General features: G+C 55.7%; 17 protein-coding genes and 1 pseudogene. 8 read left to right on the top strand and 10 right to left on the bottom strand.

All coding sequences use genetic code 11. From position 1 onward, the window contains the following. Positions 1-18: 18 nt before the first annotated feature. The 5 genes from Q1Q75_RS04225 (at position 19) to Q1Q75_RS04205 (ending at position 5697) form a co-directional block, all read left to right on the top strand. The gene (locus tag Q1Q75_RS04225) at positions 19-918 is read left to right on the top strand and encodes an NAD(P)-dependent oxidoreductase (RefSeq protein ID WP_300667797.1); all 900 of its coding nucleotides are present in this window, start codon (positions 19-21) and stop codon (positions 916-918) included. A gap of 269 nt (positions 919-1187) precedes the next feature. Continuing rightward, positions 1188-2564 (top strand): DUF4147 domain-containing protein, encoded by a 1377-nt coding sequence (locus Q1Q75_RS04220; protein ID WP_300667795.1) that lies wholly within the window; start codon positions 1188-1190, stop codon positions 2562-2564. A gap of 223 nt (positions 2565-2787) precedes the next feature. Then, positions 2788-3633, top strand: coding sequence for an ABC transporter substrate-binding protein (locus Q1Q75_RS04215; RefSeq protein ID WP_300667794.1), 846 nt, complete (start codon positions 2788-2790; stop codon positions 3631-3633). Between the two features lie 234 nt (positions 3634-3867). Then, the gene (locus Q1Q75_RS04210) at positions 3868-4482 is read left to right on the top strand and encodes a GNAT family N-acetyltransferase (RefSeq protein WP_300667793.1); all 615 of its coding nucleotides are present in this window, start codon (positions 3868-3870) and stop codon (positions 4480-4482) included. A gap of 114 nt (positions 4483-4596) precedes the next feature. Further along, complete coding sequence (locus tag Q1Q75_RS04205; protein WP_300667792.1) at positions 4597-5697, top strand: DUF2156 domain-containing protein; 1101 nt, start codon at positions 4597-4599, stop codon at positions 5695-5697. A gap of 203 nt (positions 5698-5900) precedes the next feature. On the opposite strand, the gene Q1Q75_RS04200 is transcribed toward Q1Q75_RS04205, so the two are convergent. From Q1Q75_RS04200 to Q1Q75_RS04175, 7 genes and pseudogenes are all read right to left on the bottom strand, one after another. Next, positions 5901-6875: a D-2-hydroxyacid dehydrogenase gene (locus tag Q1Q75_RS04200; RefSeq protein WP_300667790.1), complete on the bottom strand. Its 975-nt coding sequence runs from the start codon at positions 6873-6875 to the stop codon at positions 5901-5903. A gap of 25 nt (positions 6876-6900) precedes the next feature. Next, entirely contained in the window at positions 6901-7722 is an 822-nt protein-coding gene (locus Q1Q75_RS04195) for a hypothetical protein (protein WP_300667788.1), read from the bottom strand. Between the two features lie 40 nt (positions 7723-7762). Beyond that, positions 7763-8680 (bottom strand): hypothetical protein, encoded by a 918-nt coding sequence (locus tag Q1Q75_RS04190; protein ID WP_300667787.1) that lies wholly within the window; start codon positions 8678-8680, stop codon positions 7763-7765. A gap of 103 nt (positions 8681-8783) precedes the next feature. Next, positions 8784-9548 (bottom strand): hypothetical protein, encoded by a 765-nt coding sequence (locus tag Q1Q75_RS04185; RefSeq protein ID WP_300667786.1) that lies wholly within the window; start codon positions 9546-9548, stop codon positions 8784-8786. An 18-nt stretch (positions 9549-9566) separates the two neighbouring features. Beyond that, a pseudogene (locus tag Q1Q75_RS22585) lies at positions 9567-9776 on the bottom strand (DUF4124 domain-containing protein); the annotation flags it as partial. Between the two features lie 185 nt (positions 9777-9961). Next, the gene (locus Q1Q75_RS04180; RefSeq protein WP_300667784.1) at positions 9962-10369 is read right to left on the bottom strand and encodes a DUF6172 family protein; all 408 of its coding nucleotides are present in this window, start codon (positions 10367-10369) and stop codon (positions 9962-9964) included. 139 nt (positions 10370-10508) lie between these two features. Continuing rightward, positions 10509-11396, bottom strand: a complete 888-nt coding sequence (locus Q1Q75_RS04175) for a hypothetical protein (protein ID WP_300667783.1) — start codon at positions 11394-11396, stop codon at positions 10509-10511. Between the two features lie 185 nt (positions 11397-11581). Here Q1Q75_RS04175 and Q1Q75_RS04170 point away from each other — a divergent pair, with 185 nt between their 5' ends. Both Q1Q75_RS04170 and Q1Q75_RS04165 read left to right on the top strand, forming a co-directional pair. Next, positions 11582-12022 (top strand): MarR family transcriptional regulator, encoded by a 441-nt coding sequence (locus Q1Q75_RS04170; RefSeq protein WP_300667782.1) that lies wholly within the window; start codon positions 11582-11584, stop codon positions 12020-12022. 61 nt (positions 12023-12083) lie between these two features. Next, on the top strand, positions 12084-12905 hold the full coding sequence (locus Q1Q75_RS04165) for an EFR1 family ferrodoxin (RefSeq protein ID WP_300667780.1): 822 nt from the start codon (positions 12084-12086) through the stop codon (positions 12903-12905). A gap of 4 nt (positions 12906-12909) precedes the next feature. On the opposite strand, the gene Q1Q75_RS04160 is transcribed toward Q1Q75_RS04165, so the two are convergent. The 3 genes from Q1Q75_RS04160 to Q1Q75_RS04150 all read right to left on the bottom strand — a co-directional run bounded on the left by Q1Q75_RS04160 (position 12910) and on the right by Q1Q75_RS04150 (position 14937). After that, the gene (locus tag Q1Q75_RS04160; RefSeq protein WP_300667779.1) at positions 12910-13698 is read right to left on the bottom strand and encodes a TIGR02757 family protein; all 789 of its coding nucleotides are present in this window, start codon (positions 13696-13698) and stop codon (positions 12910-12912) included. Between the two features lie 266 nt (positions 13699-13964). Then, on the bottom strand, positions 13965-14594 hold the full coding sequence (locus tag Q1Q75_RS04155) for a nitroreductase family protein (RefSeq protein WP_300667778.1): 630 nt from the start codon (positions 14592-14594) through the stop codon (positions 13965-13967). Positions 14595-14754: 160 nt separating this feature from the next. Then, complete coding sequence (locus tag Q1Q75_RS04150; protein WP_300667872.1) at positions 14755-14937, bottom strand: rubredoxin; 183 nt, start codon at positions 14935-14937, stop codon at positions 14755-14757. Positions 14938-15978: 1041 nt separating this feature from the next. Here Q1Q75_RS04150 and Q1Q75_RS04145 point away from each other — a divergent pair. Then, a complete protein-coding gene (locus tag Q1Q75_RS04145) occupies positions 15979-18174 on the top strand; it encodes a thioredoxin domain-containing protein (RefSeq protein ID WP_300667777.1) in 2196 nt (731 codons plus the stop codon). Positions 18175-18245 lie beyond the last annotated feature (71 nt).

Raw genomic sequence — 18245 nt, 5'->3', positions numbered from 1 at the left:
ACATAGAGGGAAGAAACCATGATCACAATCGACAAAACCCGCACACGCATCGGATGGATCGGAACCGGAGTGATGGGACAATCCATGTGCCGCCACCTGATAGAGCAGGGCTTCCAGACCCACGTCACCAACCGAACCAAAGCCAAGGCCCAACCCCTCATCGACCTGGGCGCAACCTGGAAGGAGACCCCCGAAGAGGTGGCACAAAACTCGGACGTCATCTTTACCATCGTGGGCTTTCCCAAAGATGTTGAAGAGGTCTACTCAGGGGAGACGGGCATCCTTAAAGGGGCAAAACCCGGCTCCGTGGTGGTGGACATGACCACCACCCAGCCCACCCTGGCCCAGACGATTGACAGGGCCGCAAAGCAAAAAGGGGTCTTTGCCGTAGACGCCCCCGTCTCCGGTGGGGACGTGGGTGCCCGAAACGCCACCCTCTCCATTATGGTCGGGGGTGACAAAGAGACCGTCACCGCCCTCACCCCCCTTTTTGAGATCCTGGGAAGCCAGATCGTCTATCAGGGCCCGGCCGGATCCGGACAGCACACCAAAATGTGCAACCAGATCGTCATCGCCGGCACCATGATCGGCATGTGTGAATCGCTTCTCTACGGGCAGAAGGCCGGGCTCGATCTTGAGGTCATGCTCTCAAGCATCACAGGCGGAGCTGCGGCCTGCTGGTCCCTGACCAACCTGGCACCCCGAATCCTCAAGGATGAATTCGACACCGGTTTTTTTGTCGAACACTTTGTCAAAGACATGGGCATCGCCCTGGAGGAGGCAAGGCTGATGGACCTGGCCCTGCCAGGCCTCGCCCTCGTCAACCAACTCTATCAGGCCGTCATGGCCCACGGCGGCGCTCGCATGGGCACCCAGGCCCTCATGCGCGCCCTGAAACAGCTCAACAACGTGGGGTAAAAAACGTGCCTCCGGCGGCCAGGGGATGATCCCCTGGACCCCAGGTTGCGAATGCCCCCTCCCCTCGTGCCTCGGGGAGTGGGCACTCGCATACGTGTCATCACGTGAGCCACCGGATGAACCACCGAAGCATTTTTAGCCCTTAGCCCTTAGCCCTTAGCCTTTAGCCTTTAGCCCTTTAGCCCTTAGCCCTTTAGCCCTTAGCCCTTTAGCCCTTAGCCCTTTAGCCCTTAGCCCTTAGCCTATCACCTATTAACTGGATTTCCCTCATGCCCATTGACACCCTCCGAACCCACCTGAAAGAGATCTTCCAAGCCGGCCTCGACCGGGTCAACCCCTTCACCATGATCACCGAAAATGTCCACCTCGAGGGGGAGTTACTCAAGGTGAACATGGGCGGCGTCATCCTGACAGAAGACCTCACGCACTATGATCGGATCTTTCTGCTGGGGGCTGGCAAAGCCTCTGCCCGCATGGCCCTGGCCTTCGAAGCCCTCTTGGGCGACAGGATTTCAAAGGGGCTGATCTGCGTCAAATACGGGCACACCGAAGCCCTCGTCCATGCCGAGGTGGTGGAATCGAGTCATCCGGTCCCCGATAAAAACGGCGTGGAGGCGGCCCTGCGCCTCGCCGCCCTGGCCGATGAAGCCGATGAAAAAACCCTGGTCATCACCTGCATCTCTGGAGGTGGCTCGGCCCTGACCCCGGCCCCCCTTTGCGTGGAGACACCCACCGGATCCGCCCGCCTCACCCTCGCCGACAAACAGGAGACCACCCGGCTTCTCCTCGCCTCCGGCGCAGCCATTGAAGAGCTCAACTGCGTACGCAAACACATCTCAAGCCTCAAAGGCGGACATTTTCTCTCCCGGCTTCACCCGGCCCGAAGTCTGACCTTTATCCTCTCGGATGTCATCGGCGACGACCTTGGAAGCATCGCCTCGGGCATGACCCATTATGACACCACCACCTTTGCCGATGCCCTGGCCATTCTTCGCAGATACCAGGTGCTGGAGACCGTCCCCTTAACGATTCGCACCCTGCTGGAGCAAGGGGCCAACGGGGACATTCCGGAGACCGTCAAGCCCGGCGATCCGCTGCTGTCCCGGACAACCAACCTGCTCATCGGCACCAACCGCCAGGCCCTCCTGGCTGCCGCCGATAAAGCAAAAAATCTGGGGTACACCGTCTCCCCCATCACCGCACGGCTCACCGGCGAGGCCCGGCACGCAGCCAAAGCCATCGCGGATATCGCTCGAGATGCCGCAGACTCGGAGACCTTCACCCCCAAACCGGCCTGCCTGATCTTCGGGGGCGAGACCGTGGTCACCCTCACCGGCAACGGCAAAGGCGGCAGAAACCAGGAGATGGCCCTGGCCTTTTTGCATGACATGAAAACATGGGGCACCGAAAAACACCGCGTGGCCTTTCTCGCCGCCTCCACGGACGGCAACGACGGCCCCACAGACGCCGCCGGCGCCTTTGCCGACGCAACCCTCCTTGAAAAAGCCCTCACATCAGGCCTCTCAACCACCGCCTGCCTTGCCGCCAACGACGCCTACACCTTCTTCGACACCCTGGGTGCCCTCCACAAAACCGGCCCCACCAATACCAACGTCTGCGACCTCCAGATTGTGCTCATTGCCTGATAAAAAGCAGGCTACGGCGGCAAGGTGGCGCCACCTTGAAAGCGGGTTTGCGAATGCGCGACGGTAACCGGGACCCTCACCACCTCGTGTCCGCATTCGCGTGAGGGGCGAGGGGTCGCCTTCCTTCTGTTCCTTTTCCCGTCACTCTGATATATTTTTCTTATTCATTGATTCAACAACAACCCCTCTGGTTCTACCAACACCAAACCCCAGGGATGCCTGCATGATAAAAACGACCCGCCGGCTCGGAATCATCGCGTTCATCGCCTGTCTCCCCCTCCTGGTGTGCCGAACAGGGGCCGCTGAAATCGACGTCACCATTTACTGCGACGACAACTACCCGCCTTACAGCTACAGCATCGACGGCCAGGCCCGCGGCATCTACCCCGCTATCCTGGAAAAAGCCTTTTCACGGATGAAGGGCTATCGCATCACCGTCCTTCCTATCCCATGGAAGCGAGGGCTGCATGACATCAAAAATGGCAGAGCCTTTGCCATCTTCCCACCCTACATCAGACCCCTGGCACGTCCCTACATCTGGCCCTACTCAACACCCATATTAAAGGAAGAGGTGGTGGTTCTCTGCCGCGATGAAATCATGGAAAGCGCCCCCAGACACCGGTGGCCCGAAGATTTTTACGGCCTGGCCATCGGCAGCAATGACGGCTTCGTCCTCGGAGGAGACGCCTTCTTCCAAGCCGCCCAAAAAGGCCATCTAACCATTGAAGAGGCCAAAAGCAATCGAATCAACATCCTCAAACTCGGCATCAAACGAATAGACTGCTACATCAACGATCGACGCGCCATTCTCTGGGAGCTGAACCAACTCAAACAAAAGGGCCTCTATGACGAAGGAGGCAAGCACGCCGCGCTCCAAGAGGCCCTTGTCATCTCCTCGGAATGGGGTCATCTGGGATTTACGCGCATGGACTCCGGTCGGTTTCACTTCAAAGAAGATTTCATCAGGCAATTCAACGCCATCATAAAAACCATGCACGAAAGAGATGAGATTCCGCGCATTATGGACCAGGTGATGGCCCCCCTCACCGAATCGCCCCCCACGGACTGATGTCCCCCCCCATCTTTTTTTCTCTTCCCCCGATAAAAACCACAGTAAAAGAAGCACACCCCTCGACATTCCTGTACCTGCACCTCTGCTTTCCTTACAATTTCCAGAAAGCCAGCCGGACGTCACGGATGCGTCACCTGCAAGCAAACAAATCTGCGTTTTCAAACATCTGACGCCACTATACATCCGACCTTTCCGGCTCCATTACCTTACACTTTTAAGGAGTATTGTATCATGCAGAGGAAAGACCAGAATCTAAGTATTCTCACAGGGCATTTGCCAGAGCCATTAAAGGAATCGTCCATCAAGGTATTTATTGACGGATTCGGACAAAAGATTGACCACCTCATGCTCAATCCCCATGACAGCAATCAGGCAAAACGGGTCTACCGAGACGGGGCTGACTTTACGTCTGGAATCTATGCTCTCTGCGAAGGAAAGCTTGTGGGCCTTATAGGACTCCAGTTTCAACGACAGAAATTCATTCACCTCAACCTGACAACCCTCCACCAGGAGTTCGGCTTTTGGGGCGGGGTGACCCGCAAACTAAGCGGGTCTGTATTCAAGGACCTTCACCCCCTCAAGGACGATGAACTCCGGGTGCAGGTCATCTCGGTGGCCGGGTCCTTTCGTGGCACGGGGGTGGGACACCGCCTTCTGGAGGCACTGTTCGCCTGGGGCAAGGCCCGCCACCTGACCTGCGTGCGCCTGGAAGTCGTTAACACCAACCCCCAGGCAAAAAAACTCTACCACGAGTTGGGGTTCACCCGATGCGGATGGCTTCCCTACGGCCCCATCGCCTCTAAAGCCGGCTTTTCATCACAATTCCTGATGAAAAAAGAGCTGTGAACCCGGGACCGAACCCGCCCCTCCTAAAAAACCGCACGACGCGGACCCACAGAGAAAAATCACACACAGCGCGGACACAAACCGCCAGAAATTCGCAAAAGGAACCCCAACGTTATGCAGAGCTACAAAAAATTCGGTTCATTTACCATGGCCTACTCCGTGAAAGCAGACCCAAATTTCTCACAGTTCAACCACGAAAAAGGCTCCATCGCCTATCAGGATGCACAGGGCGTCCGGATCTTTGTGGGCGACCCCTTCTGCAGAAAAACCGATGCCGAAGCCGTGGTGAAGGCCTTCATCAAGGCCAGCCATGAATGCCACCTCCCCCTGGTCGGCCTGCAATGCAGCCTCGAGACGGCACGACAGTTTAACGTATTCGGATTTAATGCCACCCACATGGGCGTTGAGACCCTGATCCTGCCGGGCTGGACCCTCAAGGGGAAAAATGTCGGACGGCGGATCCGCAAAGCCCGCAAAAGCAAGTTGTCCGTCTCTGAAGCCCGATGGGACTCCGAGGCAACCCTGACCGAAGAGGCCATCGCCGTTTCAACGAAATGGCGATGCACCCGATCAACCCAAACCCCGTTGAACATCCTGCTTCGGGACCCCACCTTCCGGGATGAGCCCAATGAGCGAACCTTCTTTGCCTGGCTGGATCAACAGCTGGTGGGCTATGTCACCTTTGAGGCGATGTACGACAATCACCAAAAAATCGGCTGGTATGCAAACATCAACCGACGAGATGACAGCCGCAACGTGGCCGTCTTCGATGCCATCATCGATGTTGCCCTGAACTGCTTCAAAAAAGAACCCGGTTTTCAGACGCTCTCCCTGGGCCTGGCCCCCATGGCCTGTGCGCACAACACCCATGGGTTCGCCAACCGGATCGTGGCAAAGATCACCGCCCTGAGTTTTGCCCATGGGAATGAGATCTACAACTGCAAAGGAATCCTTCAATCCAAAAAAAACTACTGGCCGAAAGCCCCGACCCAACACCCGAACCAAATTGAGGTGCGGGACACCTACTGCATCACCCACGGCCGGATGCCCCTGAATTCTGTGGCCCGGGCCTTCATGGAGGTCGGTATTCTTCCCGACGGCCTCCGGCGCACGGTGTGGTTTGCGGTCAGAATCACAATCCAAGGCACATGGCGTGAGTTCTGGAAAAACCATCCCGTGAACCCCCTGGCCCTCTGGCACGACCTGACCACCTGAACCGGAGCCGTCGCGAGGCTGCCAGCCACCCAAACAAGCCATAACAACAGGCCATGCCTCCGACACCTTCCCTGAAACACCCCGGGGGCTTTGTCAAAACAAAGCCCCCGGATACCGCTCAAAAAATAAAAATCCGACCCCAAAGGGCCGGACCGTTGATCACCACATCAAGGTGGTTTTTACTCCCGTGGCTTGGCCACCTTTCAGGCATCGACGATGGAGGGCACGCAATGCTGGGGCGTTCCAGCCAAATACATCCGAATGTTTTCCGCGGCAATTTCCAGCAGACGGATTCTTGCTTTTTGGGTGGCCCAGGCGATGTGGGGGGTGATGTAGCAGTTCCGGGCCGTCAGAAGGGGGTTCTCCGGTCCCGGAGGTTCGACGTCCAGAACGTCCAGGCCGGCACCGGCGATTGTTCCGGCATTTAACGCCGCGGCCAGAGCCGCCTCATCAATAACGGCGCCCCGGCAGGTATTAATCAAAAAGCTGCCTGCCTTCATCCCGGCCAGCCACCGTCCATTGACCATCTGGTGGGTCGCCTCGGTCAGGGGGCAGTGCAGAGAAAGTACATCGCTCTCGGCAATGAGCCGGTCCCGATCACAAAAAATCACGCCCTCCTCGCCCCCCTCCGGGACGGTGCGGGTATGAACCAGCACGTGCATTCCAAAGGCGCGCCCCAGAGCCGCAACCCGCCGCCCGATGCCCCCAAACCCGAAAATACCCAAGGTCTGGCCCGAGAGCCCCACCTGGGGGTAATCCCAATAACAGAAATCCTGGCACGCCGCCCATTGTCCCGCTTTGACGGTGGCATCATGATGGGCCACCCGGTTGGTCAACTCCAGCATCAGCGCAAACACCATCTGAGCCACGGCATCGTACCCGTACCCCGGCACATGGGTCACCACCACCCCCTTTTTATGGGCGTAGGCAATGTCCACCACGTTGTACCCCGTGGCCAGCACCCCAATGTAGGAGAGTTCCGGGAGCAGGGCATCGATCTCGGCTTTGCCCAGGGCCGTCTTGTTGGTGAGCACGATCCCGGCCCCTTTGGCCCGGGAGAGGACCTCATGGGGTTGGCTTCGATCAAAAATCTGGGTCTCACCCAAGGCTTCAATCCCACTCCAGGCGATGTCTCCCGGAGAGAGAGCGTATCCGTCCAATACAACAATTTTCATCATATCCTCCTTCATCGGGAAAGGGGCCTTACATCCCTGGAATGCGTTTCATCGTAAAAAAGCCCTTGATGATCTTGTTTCCAAAGCCTTCCATCTCGTCCAGGGCGGCCTCCTGAAACTGGAAAAAGGTATCACAGATCACCTGAGGCGCCGCGTAATACCGGTGTCCCAAGACAAACTGCTCGAACTTAATCCTATTTTCACCAAAATCGTAACGCGGATCCGCCAAAAACGAATCGAGAATCACCGCATAATCATCGGCGGCCTGGGGCGGTGACGGGTTGTCCCTTGAGGCCCGGATCACGTCGGCAATCGCCGCCTCATACGCCTGACGCAATTCGCCATTCGGATAGACCAGGAATTCCCCATGGACCTCTCGCCGGGACGCAATGATCTCTTCACAGTCACACTCGGCGCTCCCCTGGCAGTCGGCAATCTCAGCCTGAAGGGTCACAAAATAGGATCGAAGCGCCTCGGCAGGGGCCCTGCGCGCACAGGTTAAAAAATAGGCGCTGACATCCCGGCTGGAGATCTCCACCAGAAATTCCTTTGGCATCTTCCCCTGCAGATACTCACGCTGATAAAGACGCAGTTCATGATACATTTCCGCGTCCCCGGTTCTCAAAAGATCCCACAGCGGCTCACTGAGAAACGATGAGGCGTCATTGCCGGCCGCTGCCCTGCCACCGAACATCCCGGAGTCTTTAAAAATAACCGCCTCCGAGGTAAAGATAACACCGACAAAAACCAACCAACCAATGGCGCGGCCCATGCCGAAGTGCCGTTTTGCAAAAAAAGCGGCCGTGTATGACAGAAGGGTGGCAATGAGAAGGACAAACAGAAATCGCATCAGAAATCCTTTGCGGTGGCTGCCGCCACCCGGTTCAGGGTTATCGTCCGATCGTGAAAACGTATTTTTTTGAAGGATCTTTCTTAAAAACGGCGCCATAGATGGAAGAATAAAGGCCTTTTGCATTCCAGGACTGGACTTCATGGGGATAAAGGTAATGCGGGTTTTCAAAGGGATAACTGTGGTAATGGACCTCGCCGTCAAAGGTCATGATCCATTCATAATGGTTCTTGAAACTGGTATTCGGTTTGAGGTAAACCCTGGCTTCGTTGATCCCGCTTTTCAATCGGTAAGCGATTCTGCCGTTGATCAGAGTAAACGGCTTGTAAAGGCCGTTGAAAAAATCATTGGGAAACCCGGTGGCTCGAAAGCAGAGCTTCTCCTCTTCGGCGGTTTGGGGGGGAGGGCAGGATTCCACCTGGAGATCGCAGGGCCCGCTCCCGTCGGCAAGCTCCCAGCGGCCCCCGGTATAGTTGGCCCCACGACCCCGGGGCACATTTTTCAGGACGTATGTGCTGCGACGGGAGGTTCCATTGCGGCGGGTCGAAATTTTCCCAATCTCCCATCTCCCGGTATTCTTCTCGCAATTGCGGGCCGACAGGTAATAGGGGCTGAACACCCTTCGGTACTCCGGACATCTCTTCTCCAGAGAATAAACCTCCTCGTAGATGCCATTTTCCACATAGCCCCCAAGGGAGAAGACGCGATAGTAGTTCGGCATTCGGATAAAGATCTCTTTTTCATCCTGAGAAGAGCTTGAGGCATCATCCACGGAGGCCACCTTGGATTCCGGTATCCCGATCGTCTGCTCGCCGACCACACAATAAACAAAGCCGTTTTCCCGGTAATAGGAATCGGCTGTAATACTTCGTCCATTGACCAGATGGATGACATCCGCAAACGCCCCGCCCACACAAATCAACATCAACCCCACCAGAAAACTCAGTACTTTTGTCACCTGCTCTCCCCTTCCTGCTGCGACGCCTCCCCGGCACCCAATCATCCCTCGGCACTCAGGACACCCCCATGCCAGCCAGAACCTTAACTTAAAGTCCCTTCCCTCACCGATCGTACACCTCAATCCGCGTGATTTTTACGTGACACCTTTTTCTCGAGACCCGGTCCTTCCACGCTTCGATATCCTGGGGATAGGTTTCCGGCGACACGCCTTCCGTCTCCGCATACACCACCTCGGGCCCCGGGTTGATATACACGCGACTTGAGCCGGCCAGATTCCACGTCCATTTTTTATAATGATGGACCGTGGCGAAAAGAGTATAGCCGTTTTCATTGGCATAGAAGGGATGCGCCACATTCTTTTTGTACGAAATCTGCGGCGTGTACCGACCTTTCATTGCGACGTTGGGGGCCTCATCTACGATGAAATCATATTTGACCCAGGGATATCGATCCAACGGCACATCGGAGATCTCCCTGAAATAGGTATGATCATAGGAATCGGCCGTCACCGGGACCCATTTTTTGGTCACACGGATGGGGTACAGGACCTTTTCACCAATCTCGTGATACCAGGGGGTCGACGCAACCGGCGAGGAATCCATGGGCAATTGACGGGTACGGTAATAGGTCTTGCCCCCACCGGCGATCTTCCACGTCCAGCGCCCCTCCCCCCCGCTGCCACTTAAATAAATTTTATGCGGGGTGGCCTTGGAATCCAGCTTAAAAAGCATCACATTCCGAGACCCTTTCGCGGGAATGTACGTTCCGTTTAAAAAAGACTCCTTTGCATTTTCAACAATATATATTTCAGCTGAAAAATACTTATCTTCCTGAATCACTTGGTAGTCGTTATCGTCCTGCATCATCGATTTTTCCTGGGGCGGTGCATCGGAATAGTGGGTCACACCGTCGCTGTCCCGCCACGTATAGACGCCACAATAACCGATAGAAACAAAGAAAAACAAAATGAGAGAAATGCCCCAGACCACCCATCCCCGGCTATTATCCAATGCGTTGCCCCTTGGCGAAAAGATTAAATGACTACCCGAATAAAAACATGAATTACTTTTGGGGTATACTAAAAAAAGCGCCATTTTTCTACACTATTTTTACCACAGAGGCGGGATAGAAATTTCGTTTTATACAGGTAATTCAGGTGTACAGGGAGGCTGTCTCAGGAAGGACCAGGCGCGAAACCTACGCCCTCCCTTTACGGTCAAAAAACGATGCAGTAGATGTCGGAAACACTGATCACCTCCTCTGCATCGCTGAAACCCGACTAATCTGATTCGGAAGCCAGTGGCTTTTTCATTCTATGTCCCGGCTTGGCCAGGATTTCCAAATAAAACGATTCCAGCTGTTCTTCTTTCACGCCATCAAGGCACTTGGGAATTTCAGTGACATGAATCTCCCGGGCCTCGTCCTCGATATTGCCGAAGCGGCAGTCGAAATCCCAGAAATCGACACCTTGCGGCAACTGCTTATTGCGTTCTCTCTTCAGATACTTCCTGACATCGCATCGTACCGCTTCCAAAAGACGGTCCGGCTTGATTTTAGGATGGGTCAATTTAAAGGTTTTTTTCATAATCATCCTCAAAAAATTATTTCGAATCATGCGGTCATGCTCTGCATTTCGGGACAGTTCTAACAGACTCTCTGGATTTAGCAAAAGGGATTCTTTTTCCATCTTTTAATCGCCGGTCATCGCCCCTCGCCAAGACCGGTTCCCACCTTGAAAGGCATAACATCCACAACGCATTCGCCCCTTCCATCGGAGGAGGCCGTAGACAGAGCCCGTATTAAAAAAACCCCTTGGCACGTCACGGCTACATTTTGCTGATACTGAAGACAATATAATTGTAAGGAATGGACGTCGCCGGGTCAGCTGTTGAGATAATTTGCCCGCTGGTCGGGCTGTAGACCCATTGGGCCCAGTCAAAGGGCAGCGGCGCTTGAACGACCACATAGGACCCCTCCTTCAGCTTCGCCCGGGTCTGAATGGTGCTGAAATCCAGCCCCAGATCAAAGGCTTGAACCGGCACGTTCTTTTTCCCGTTGAGCACGGCCTTCGTGATTCCCGTGGCGAAGCCTGTCACAACGGGAATGGCCGGATTGACCGTGTTGACGAGTTGAAGTCCCTTCTTGAACGCGTCGCCCTCCATGATCCCCAACAGCTTTTCATCTGCTTCGTTTTTTACATTAATGGTCTGGCATTTGAAGGCGACGCCTTCAGATCCGACGTTCAATCCGACAAATATCGGGTACCCGGAAATGGGGGCACTCTGCCCCTCCTGCACACGATAGGTCTGGGTAAAATGAAGATCCTGAGCCTGCCCCGTCGTCTGATGCTGAGCATAAAAATCAAAGAGAATATGATGCACCCCTTTCCCCGGATAATCACGCACGACCAGCCGATCCAGGGTAATCTTGATCGCCTGATCCTTCAGGGCGGTATCCGCGATGATATTCCCCGCGTTGACGATGGAGACCTGGGCGTCCGAACGAGAGTCTGCAGGCGGAATAAACCCATAGGCATGGGAGGTGAACTTCCAGATCGGATCGTCTTTATCCCAGGGCCAATTGAGAAAATTTAATTCAACATCCTGATCACTCATCAAGGCGACTTCCCGGACGTCAAGGGCATGTCTATCCCCAAGGCCGTCGAGCAAATCAGCCACATCGAAAGCGTTCATGTTCCCCAGCACCTTTTTCATGTCGCGTCCTCCATGTCCGTTTATGAGAGAGTGTCCAACTAACTGATTTTAAACAGAGCCGCGCCCCATTGTCAATGGGTCATCCCCCGCCACATTCGCCTCCTGGGCCTTTTTTCTTCTTGATTTTTTAGTTAGGGTACCTTACAAAAAAAGCCATGACCCCAACACACCAAGCATTCGAGACAATGCAAAAAAACCTGATGGAGCTCATCGACACCGTCAACAGTCGACACGCCAAAGGGGTTGATTTCGGGACGGGGCACCGCCTCTTTCCGGCAGAGATTCACACCTTGACCGCCATTGAACGTGACGAAGGGCTCACCATGACCCAGCTTGCACATGCGCTTACCGTCTCCAAACCCACCGTCTCGGAGCGCATCCGCAAGCTGACAACACACGGACTGATCACCCGGGAGAAAGGCCCCACAGACGCCAAGTCTGTCCTGCTTCGCTTGACCGACGCCGGTCACATCGCCTGCCAGGGCCATAAAGCCCTGCACGAAGAGATGTATGACCGATTTGAGGCCCATTTTGCCGAAGAAGCCCCCGAAAAAATCAAGCAATTCACCGACACCTTCACCCAGCTTCTCACACTGGCCAAATCCTTCGACTCCCACCGTACATAAGGAGTGAAAGCCGTCGCCAGTGAACTCTTATTCACCACGCGTCCCCCCACAGGAGGTTCCCATGAAAACTGCGCTGATCTTCTTCTCTGCCACAGAAAACACCGCCCGCATGGCGCGGGTCATCAGACACCGGCTTGAACGTTCCGGGGTTGACGTGGATGAGTTCGACATCACCGCCTGGTCGGACCGGCAAAAACAATTGGATCTCGCCCCGTATCATACCCTTGTCTTCGGATTTCCGGTGCACTCGCTGCGCGCCCCCCGGGTGACGAGGGAGTGGCTCCGCACCTTAAACGGCGGCGGAAAGAAATGCGCCCTGTTTTTCACCTTCGGAGGCTTTACGGTGCACCCTGCCCATCAGACCACACGAGAGATTCTGAGGGAACAGCACTTCTCCGTGGTGGCCTCGGCCGAGTTCCCCGGTGCCCACACCTTTAACCATGGCGGATGGAGAGCGCTTGCCGATCGACCCAATGCCGCAGACGACGCTCTGGCCGAGGAGTTCGCGGACCGAGTCCTCAAACGCTTTACCGGCGAGGACCCCGCCATCCTGGGAGAGCTCGATCCCGGAATCTACAGCGCCGAGGAGTTGGATCGGTTCGAAGGGTTCCGTTTTCGCATGGTCACCCAGATCCCCACGCGAGCCGGCGCCCCCTGCAGCCTCTGCGGCCTTTGCGAAGAGATCTGCCCCACCCAGGCCATGGACGCCACCTCCGGCACGGCAGACCCTGAAAAATGCATCGCCTGCCTGCGGTGCCTGGCCAGCTGCCCGGAGCAGGCCCTGACGATCAACGACATGTCTGCCTCATGGACCCCAAAGCTTAACCTCGGAAAAACAACCGAAGACGCCTTGAACGCCCAGCAGGGGACGCTTTACCTGTGAACCGTTACAAAAGGTCCTCAATATTCAGCTCTCCACGGATGCCGAAACGCGTGAGGCAAAAGTCGTAACGGGTGGGATCCTCGGAATTGAGGCGGGCAAGGTGTCGGGTGACCTCTACGGCGGTTTTAAGATCGGCGGCTTTGCGGGTGGTGAACCCCAGGGCCAGGGATATTTTATGCATATGGGTGTCGATGGGGATGATCAGTTTGGAGGCGGGGAGGGCCTCATGCCATCCGCCGGGGTCGACCTCATCGCAGCGAACCATCCATCGGAGAAAAAGGTTCGCCTTCTTGCAGGCGCTCTTGCCGTCGGGATCGGAGAGAAGGTGACCGGGAATAAGGCGATCACCCTTCACGGCTTTCACGTAATGGGAGAGCGCGGGAAGCAGGGTCTCATCCTCCGGGCTGTATCCGGCAAGGAAACACGATTTCAAGGAGCCGTGGGTGAGGATCGCCTCGCGAATGCCTGTAAGGAGTGCTGCCATGTGCACGTCTTTGGTGAAGCGGTGGACGAAGCCGGCGCAGGCCGCCTCAATTTCTACAGATTCCCGGGAGACCAGCCAGCCGCAGGGAGACGGCCCCATAAAACCGAGAACCCGCCGGACGCTGATGAGAATCTGGGCCACACGCCCATATGCCAGGCTTGAAGCCACCATCCCCACCACCTCCCGGTCCCGGGGATCCTCATAATCGTAAAGGGTCTCCAAGGGATCCGGGCTCACATACTCCCGCCGGTTCCACGCATCGTGCAGAGCGTCCAGGCGAATTTTCATGCCTTTTTCTTTTTGATTCACACACTCATCCTTTACGGAAGGTCACGATTCAGCCCGGAGATAACAGCCTTCTATGGTTAAAGTGACCCAAAAAATGCCTCCGGCGGCAAGGTGTGCCACCTTGAAAGCAAGTTGCAAATGCGCTTTGTCCTTCGTTCCTCAGGCCAAATCACATTTGCCTTAGGTTTTAGATTGACCCGAGATTTTTTTAAAGACCTGTTTGGCAACCTTTTCAAAAGGTTGGCCCCCGGCAGGGCCGCCACCCTTGGACATAGAAGACTGGCGTTCTAAAAGTTCACCACAATCTCATCGTATGTTTTCCGCCATTTGGGCGGGGCGAGTTCCTGGGCATCGTTAAAATAACCCACGGAGATAAGGAGGGGCACCCAGTAGGTCTCCGGAATATGAAACTCTTTCATGACGCCGTCCATGGAGAAGCCGTCCATGGGATGGGTATGAAGGCCCTTACTCCGGGCGGCGAGCATCAATGCCATGGCAAAAAAACCGGTGTTTTTGGTGGCAAAGGCGAGCTGGGACGCTTCAGAGGTGCCGTAAAGATTGGTGCGTGCCTTGGAGAACCAGGCGCGCCGCTCTTCGGTCATGGCACCGGCTTGGATCATCTCCTGGAAATTCTTCTCGGTAAAGGGGCACTCATCGGCCCACCCTCGACGATCGGCGAGCACAATCAGGGTCACCGGGGCCTCACTGACCTTCCCCTGGCCCATGGCCTGTTTCTGAAGTCTCAACTTCTCCTCTTTGTCCCGCAGGACCATGAGGCTCCAAGGCTGGAGATTAAATGAGGAGGGTGTCGTGGCGGCCATCTCCACGACCTCTCGCAGGAGCGCGTCCGGCACATCCCGGTCGGGATCAAAGTAATTCACGGCACGTCGGGTGGCAATCACGTCAGAAAAATCCATGGGGTCTCCTTCATGTCAGAATAAAAAGAGAGGCTCCTGCGGCAAGGGACGCCACCTTGAAATCGGCGTCGGCCTTACCGGGAGTCCACATTCGCCTGTCCCGGATATTTCACGGGTCGAGTGCACTCATATTTAAGGCATCCGGGAGAGGGCCGGAGTCCTATCCAAGCGACTTAAAGGCCTTTTTGCTGGCCCCGCATACCGGGCATTTCCACTCTTCCGGCAAATCCTTAAACGCGGTGCCTTTGGGAATCTTTCCCCGACGATCCCCTTTATCAGGGTTATAAATGCATCCACAATTGGCGATCTGGCACTGGTACATCTCTTCAGGTTGACAGGTCATCATCACTCCTTTCATAGTATTCACCGATACAGGCAAAAGAATCACTCATTTGGATCAGAACAAATTCAGGGTCAGGCACAAACGTCCTTAGCCCGGACATTTCATGTAAAAACGATCTATACGTAGCGATAAGACGTCATTGCAGTCTGTTACTGTGATAAATTTAGATATTTGTAAAATACAAAATGTAATTCACGCTTTCTGCTCGATTTTCTCACCCTTCGGGCGCATGGGTCGCATTGCCAATGCCTCTTTTTATCTCACCTTAAATCTTATTATATCAAAAACCGTGCCATAAAGCTGCATCCGTGTCCTTTGACGGTTTGCCGCTTTTTTCAGCCAAGAATAATGGGGGTTATCCTTCCCCACCCTTTGACATCCCGTCCACCAAGGGCTCAAAAAATCAGCGCCCGGCCATGCCGCGGGATGGTTCTGTCTCACCTTTCGCGACACATGAGACAATTCAAGCCACCCCGCCCCCTGACTGAAGGCCACCGTATCATTTCATCTCAAAAAAATAAGGCCTTGAAAATAAAATAACATGTTTCCGTAAAACGGCGTTACAATCAAACAGTAAAACGCAGCATCCCATCGTCAACAGCGTTTTACAGCGATGGTTTTGCCACCCCTGGCCAGCGGCACGGGGTTTTGCACGCGTTATCTTTATTGCACGCCTTTATTTTCAGCCGGAGCTAAAAAGCGGTCCGCGTCATTCCAGGGATCGGTATTTTTATTCCGACATGGTCTCTAATTTGCAACTTACCCTGTCAGGCGGCCCCAACCCTGCAAAGGTGGCAGGATTAAGCGGACCTGGAAGGATGAAAACTGTTGTATTCCAGACAAGCTATAAAGCTTTTCACGAATAGAGCACCCTTCAGGCCCACACGTGAAGGTGTCCATATCTTTTCCACCTTGGCACCCCTTGCTTCGACATGGCGTGATAGCTTTGCCCGAAATCTCACGGGCAACTCACCCTGACTGTCTCGCGCATGAAAAAGCAAGGGGACGGCCGCCTCATTTCTAAAGAAGGAAATGCCCTCCATGAGCCTTGACACCCGAATAAAAGAAAAAGAAAAAACACGAGGCCGGAATTACGTGCCCCGCACACGGCACCTGAACCCCGACGGCACCGCGACATATACCAATCGGCTCTTCCTGGAAGAGAGCCCCTACCTGCTCCAACACGCCCACAACCCCGTGGACTGGTCTCCCTGGGGAGAAGAGGCCTTTTCCCGTGCCAGGGCAACAAACCGCCCTCTTTTTGTCAGCATCGGCTACGCCACCTGCCACTGGTGCCACGTCATGGAAGAGGAGTCCTTTGAAGATGAAGAGATCGCCGAGGTGCTAAACACCCATTTCATCCCGGTCAAGGTGGACCGCGAAGAGCGCCCCGATATCGACGCCATTTACATGAACGCCGTACAGCTGCTGACCGGGGCCGGAGGCTGGCCCCTGAACGTCTTTTTGACCCCCGAGGGAAAACCCTTTTACTGCGGCACCTACTTCCCGGCACGGGACGGTGACCGCCCCCCACACACCGGCTTTCTGACCCTGTTGCATCGCATCAGCGATCTCTACGCCACCGAAGAAGAGAGAATTTCCGATTCCGCCCTCAAAATCACCCAGGCCCTTCACCGCCTGGGTGAAGGCGACAACGGCGGTGCGCTCCCCGACAGGCCCTGGGTGGAGACGGCCATCGCCACCTTTGCAGACCGCTACGACCCACGCTTCGGTGGATCCAGGGGCGCGCCCAAATTTCCTTCGACCCTGCCGGTCTCCCTGCTTTTACGTGCCCACCAGAGAACAGGTATCTCACGGTATCTCCATAGGGCCGAGCACACCCTTTCTGCCATGGCCAATGGGGGCATCCATGACCAGGTCGGCGGCGGATTTCATCGTTACAGCACCGATGAAAAATGGCTGGCCCCCCACTTTGAAAAAATGCTCTACGACAACGCCCTTCTGGCCGCCACCTATGTGGAAGGCTTTCAGGCCACGGGCACCCCCCGATTCAAAAAAGTGGCCGAAACCACCCTGGATTATCTGCTTCGGGAGATGGAGTCCCCCAAGGGCGGCTTTTACTCCGCCACCGATGCCGATTCCCTGACCCCTTCAGGCGAAAAGGAAGAGGGCTATTTCTTTACCTGGAGCCGCAGCGAAATCGACGCCGCCCTTCCCGAAGATCCCTGGGCACCTGTCCGGGATCACTTCACCCTCACGGGTCCGCCTCATTTCGAGGGACGCTATATCCCCCACATCCAGACGCCGCTTTCAGAGACGGCCAAAAAACACGGCCTCACCGAAGAGGAGCTGTCACATCTCGTGGACAATGCCTGTCAGCTTCTTCGCGGCGCCCGAACCGATCGAAAAGCCCCCCTCACCGACACAAAAATCATCGCCGCGTGGAATGGATTGACCCTCTCCGCCTTTGCCCGGGCAGGCCGCGCCTTTAACAACGCAACCTACCTGAACGCCGCCGATCGCACCGCCCGATTCATCCTCTCTGAGCTGACAAACAAGGGCCGGCTCCACCGCAGTCGGCTCGAAGGGCTCGGCCCCTTGGGATTCCTGGAGGATTACGCCTTTGTCATCGCAGGCCTCATCGACCTCTTTGAAGCCACCGGAGAAAAAAACTGGGTGGAAGCTGCCCTTCACCTTCAAGCAGAGACCGACCGGCTCTTCTCTGCCAAAGACGGCGGCTACCTCATGACCGGCATCGACGGCGAAATCCTGATCACCCCGGACAAACCCGCCACCGATGGCGCCATCCCCTCCGGCAACAGCGTGGCCGCCATGAACCTCTTCCGGCTCTATGCCCTCACCACCGATACCACCTGGCTCAAAAAAGGACTCGCCACCGTCTCGACCTTCATCCCCCCCAACCAGGACCCGGCCCCCTATTCCGGCATGATCACCGCCCTGGATTTCCATCTGTCCGAGCCCCTGGCCCTCGTCCTCCTCCTGCCGGAAAACCCCTCGCCGAAAGACCCGGTGGCCCTCTCCACCCTCGCCTCGATCTACACGCCCTATGCCGCCATCATCCCCGTCCGGGAAGGCGCGCCCCTCAAAAACCTGAAATCGCTCCTCCCCCTCATCGATGGAAAAACCATCGCAAAAGAGTCCCCCACCCTCTACCCCTGCCGAAACGGCACCTGCAACCTCCCCGTTTCTGACCTATCGGAATTTAGAAGGGTGATTTTGGATAAAAGAAACCTGCCTCCGGCGGCCAGGGGATAATCCCCTGGACCCCAGGCAGCAAATACCCTCTCCCTTCGTTCCTCAGGGTGAGGGCATTTGCGAAGGTTTTC

Origin of the sequence: Desulfoluna sp. (assembly GCF_030145185.1) — a bacterium.
Taxonomy (GTDB): Bacteria; Desulfobacterota; Desulfobacteria; order Desulfobacterales; family Desulfolunaceae; genus Desulfoluna.
This window is presented reverse-complemented; position numbering and strand designations above follow the sequence as displayed.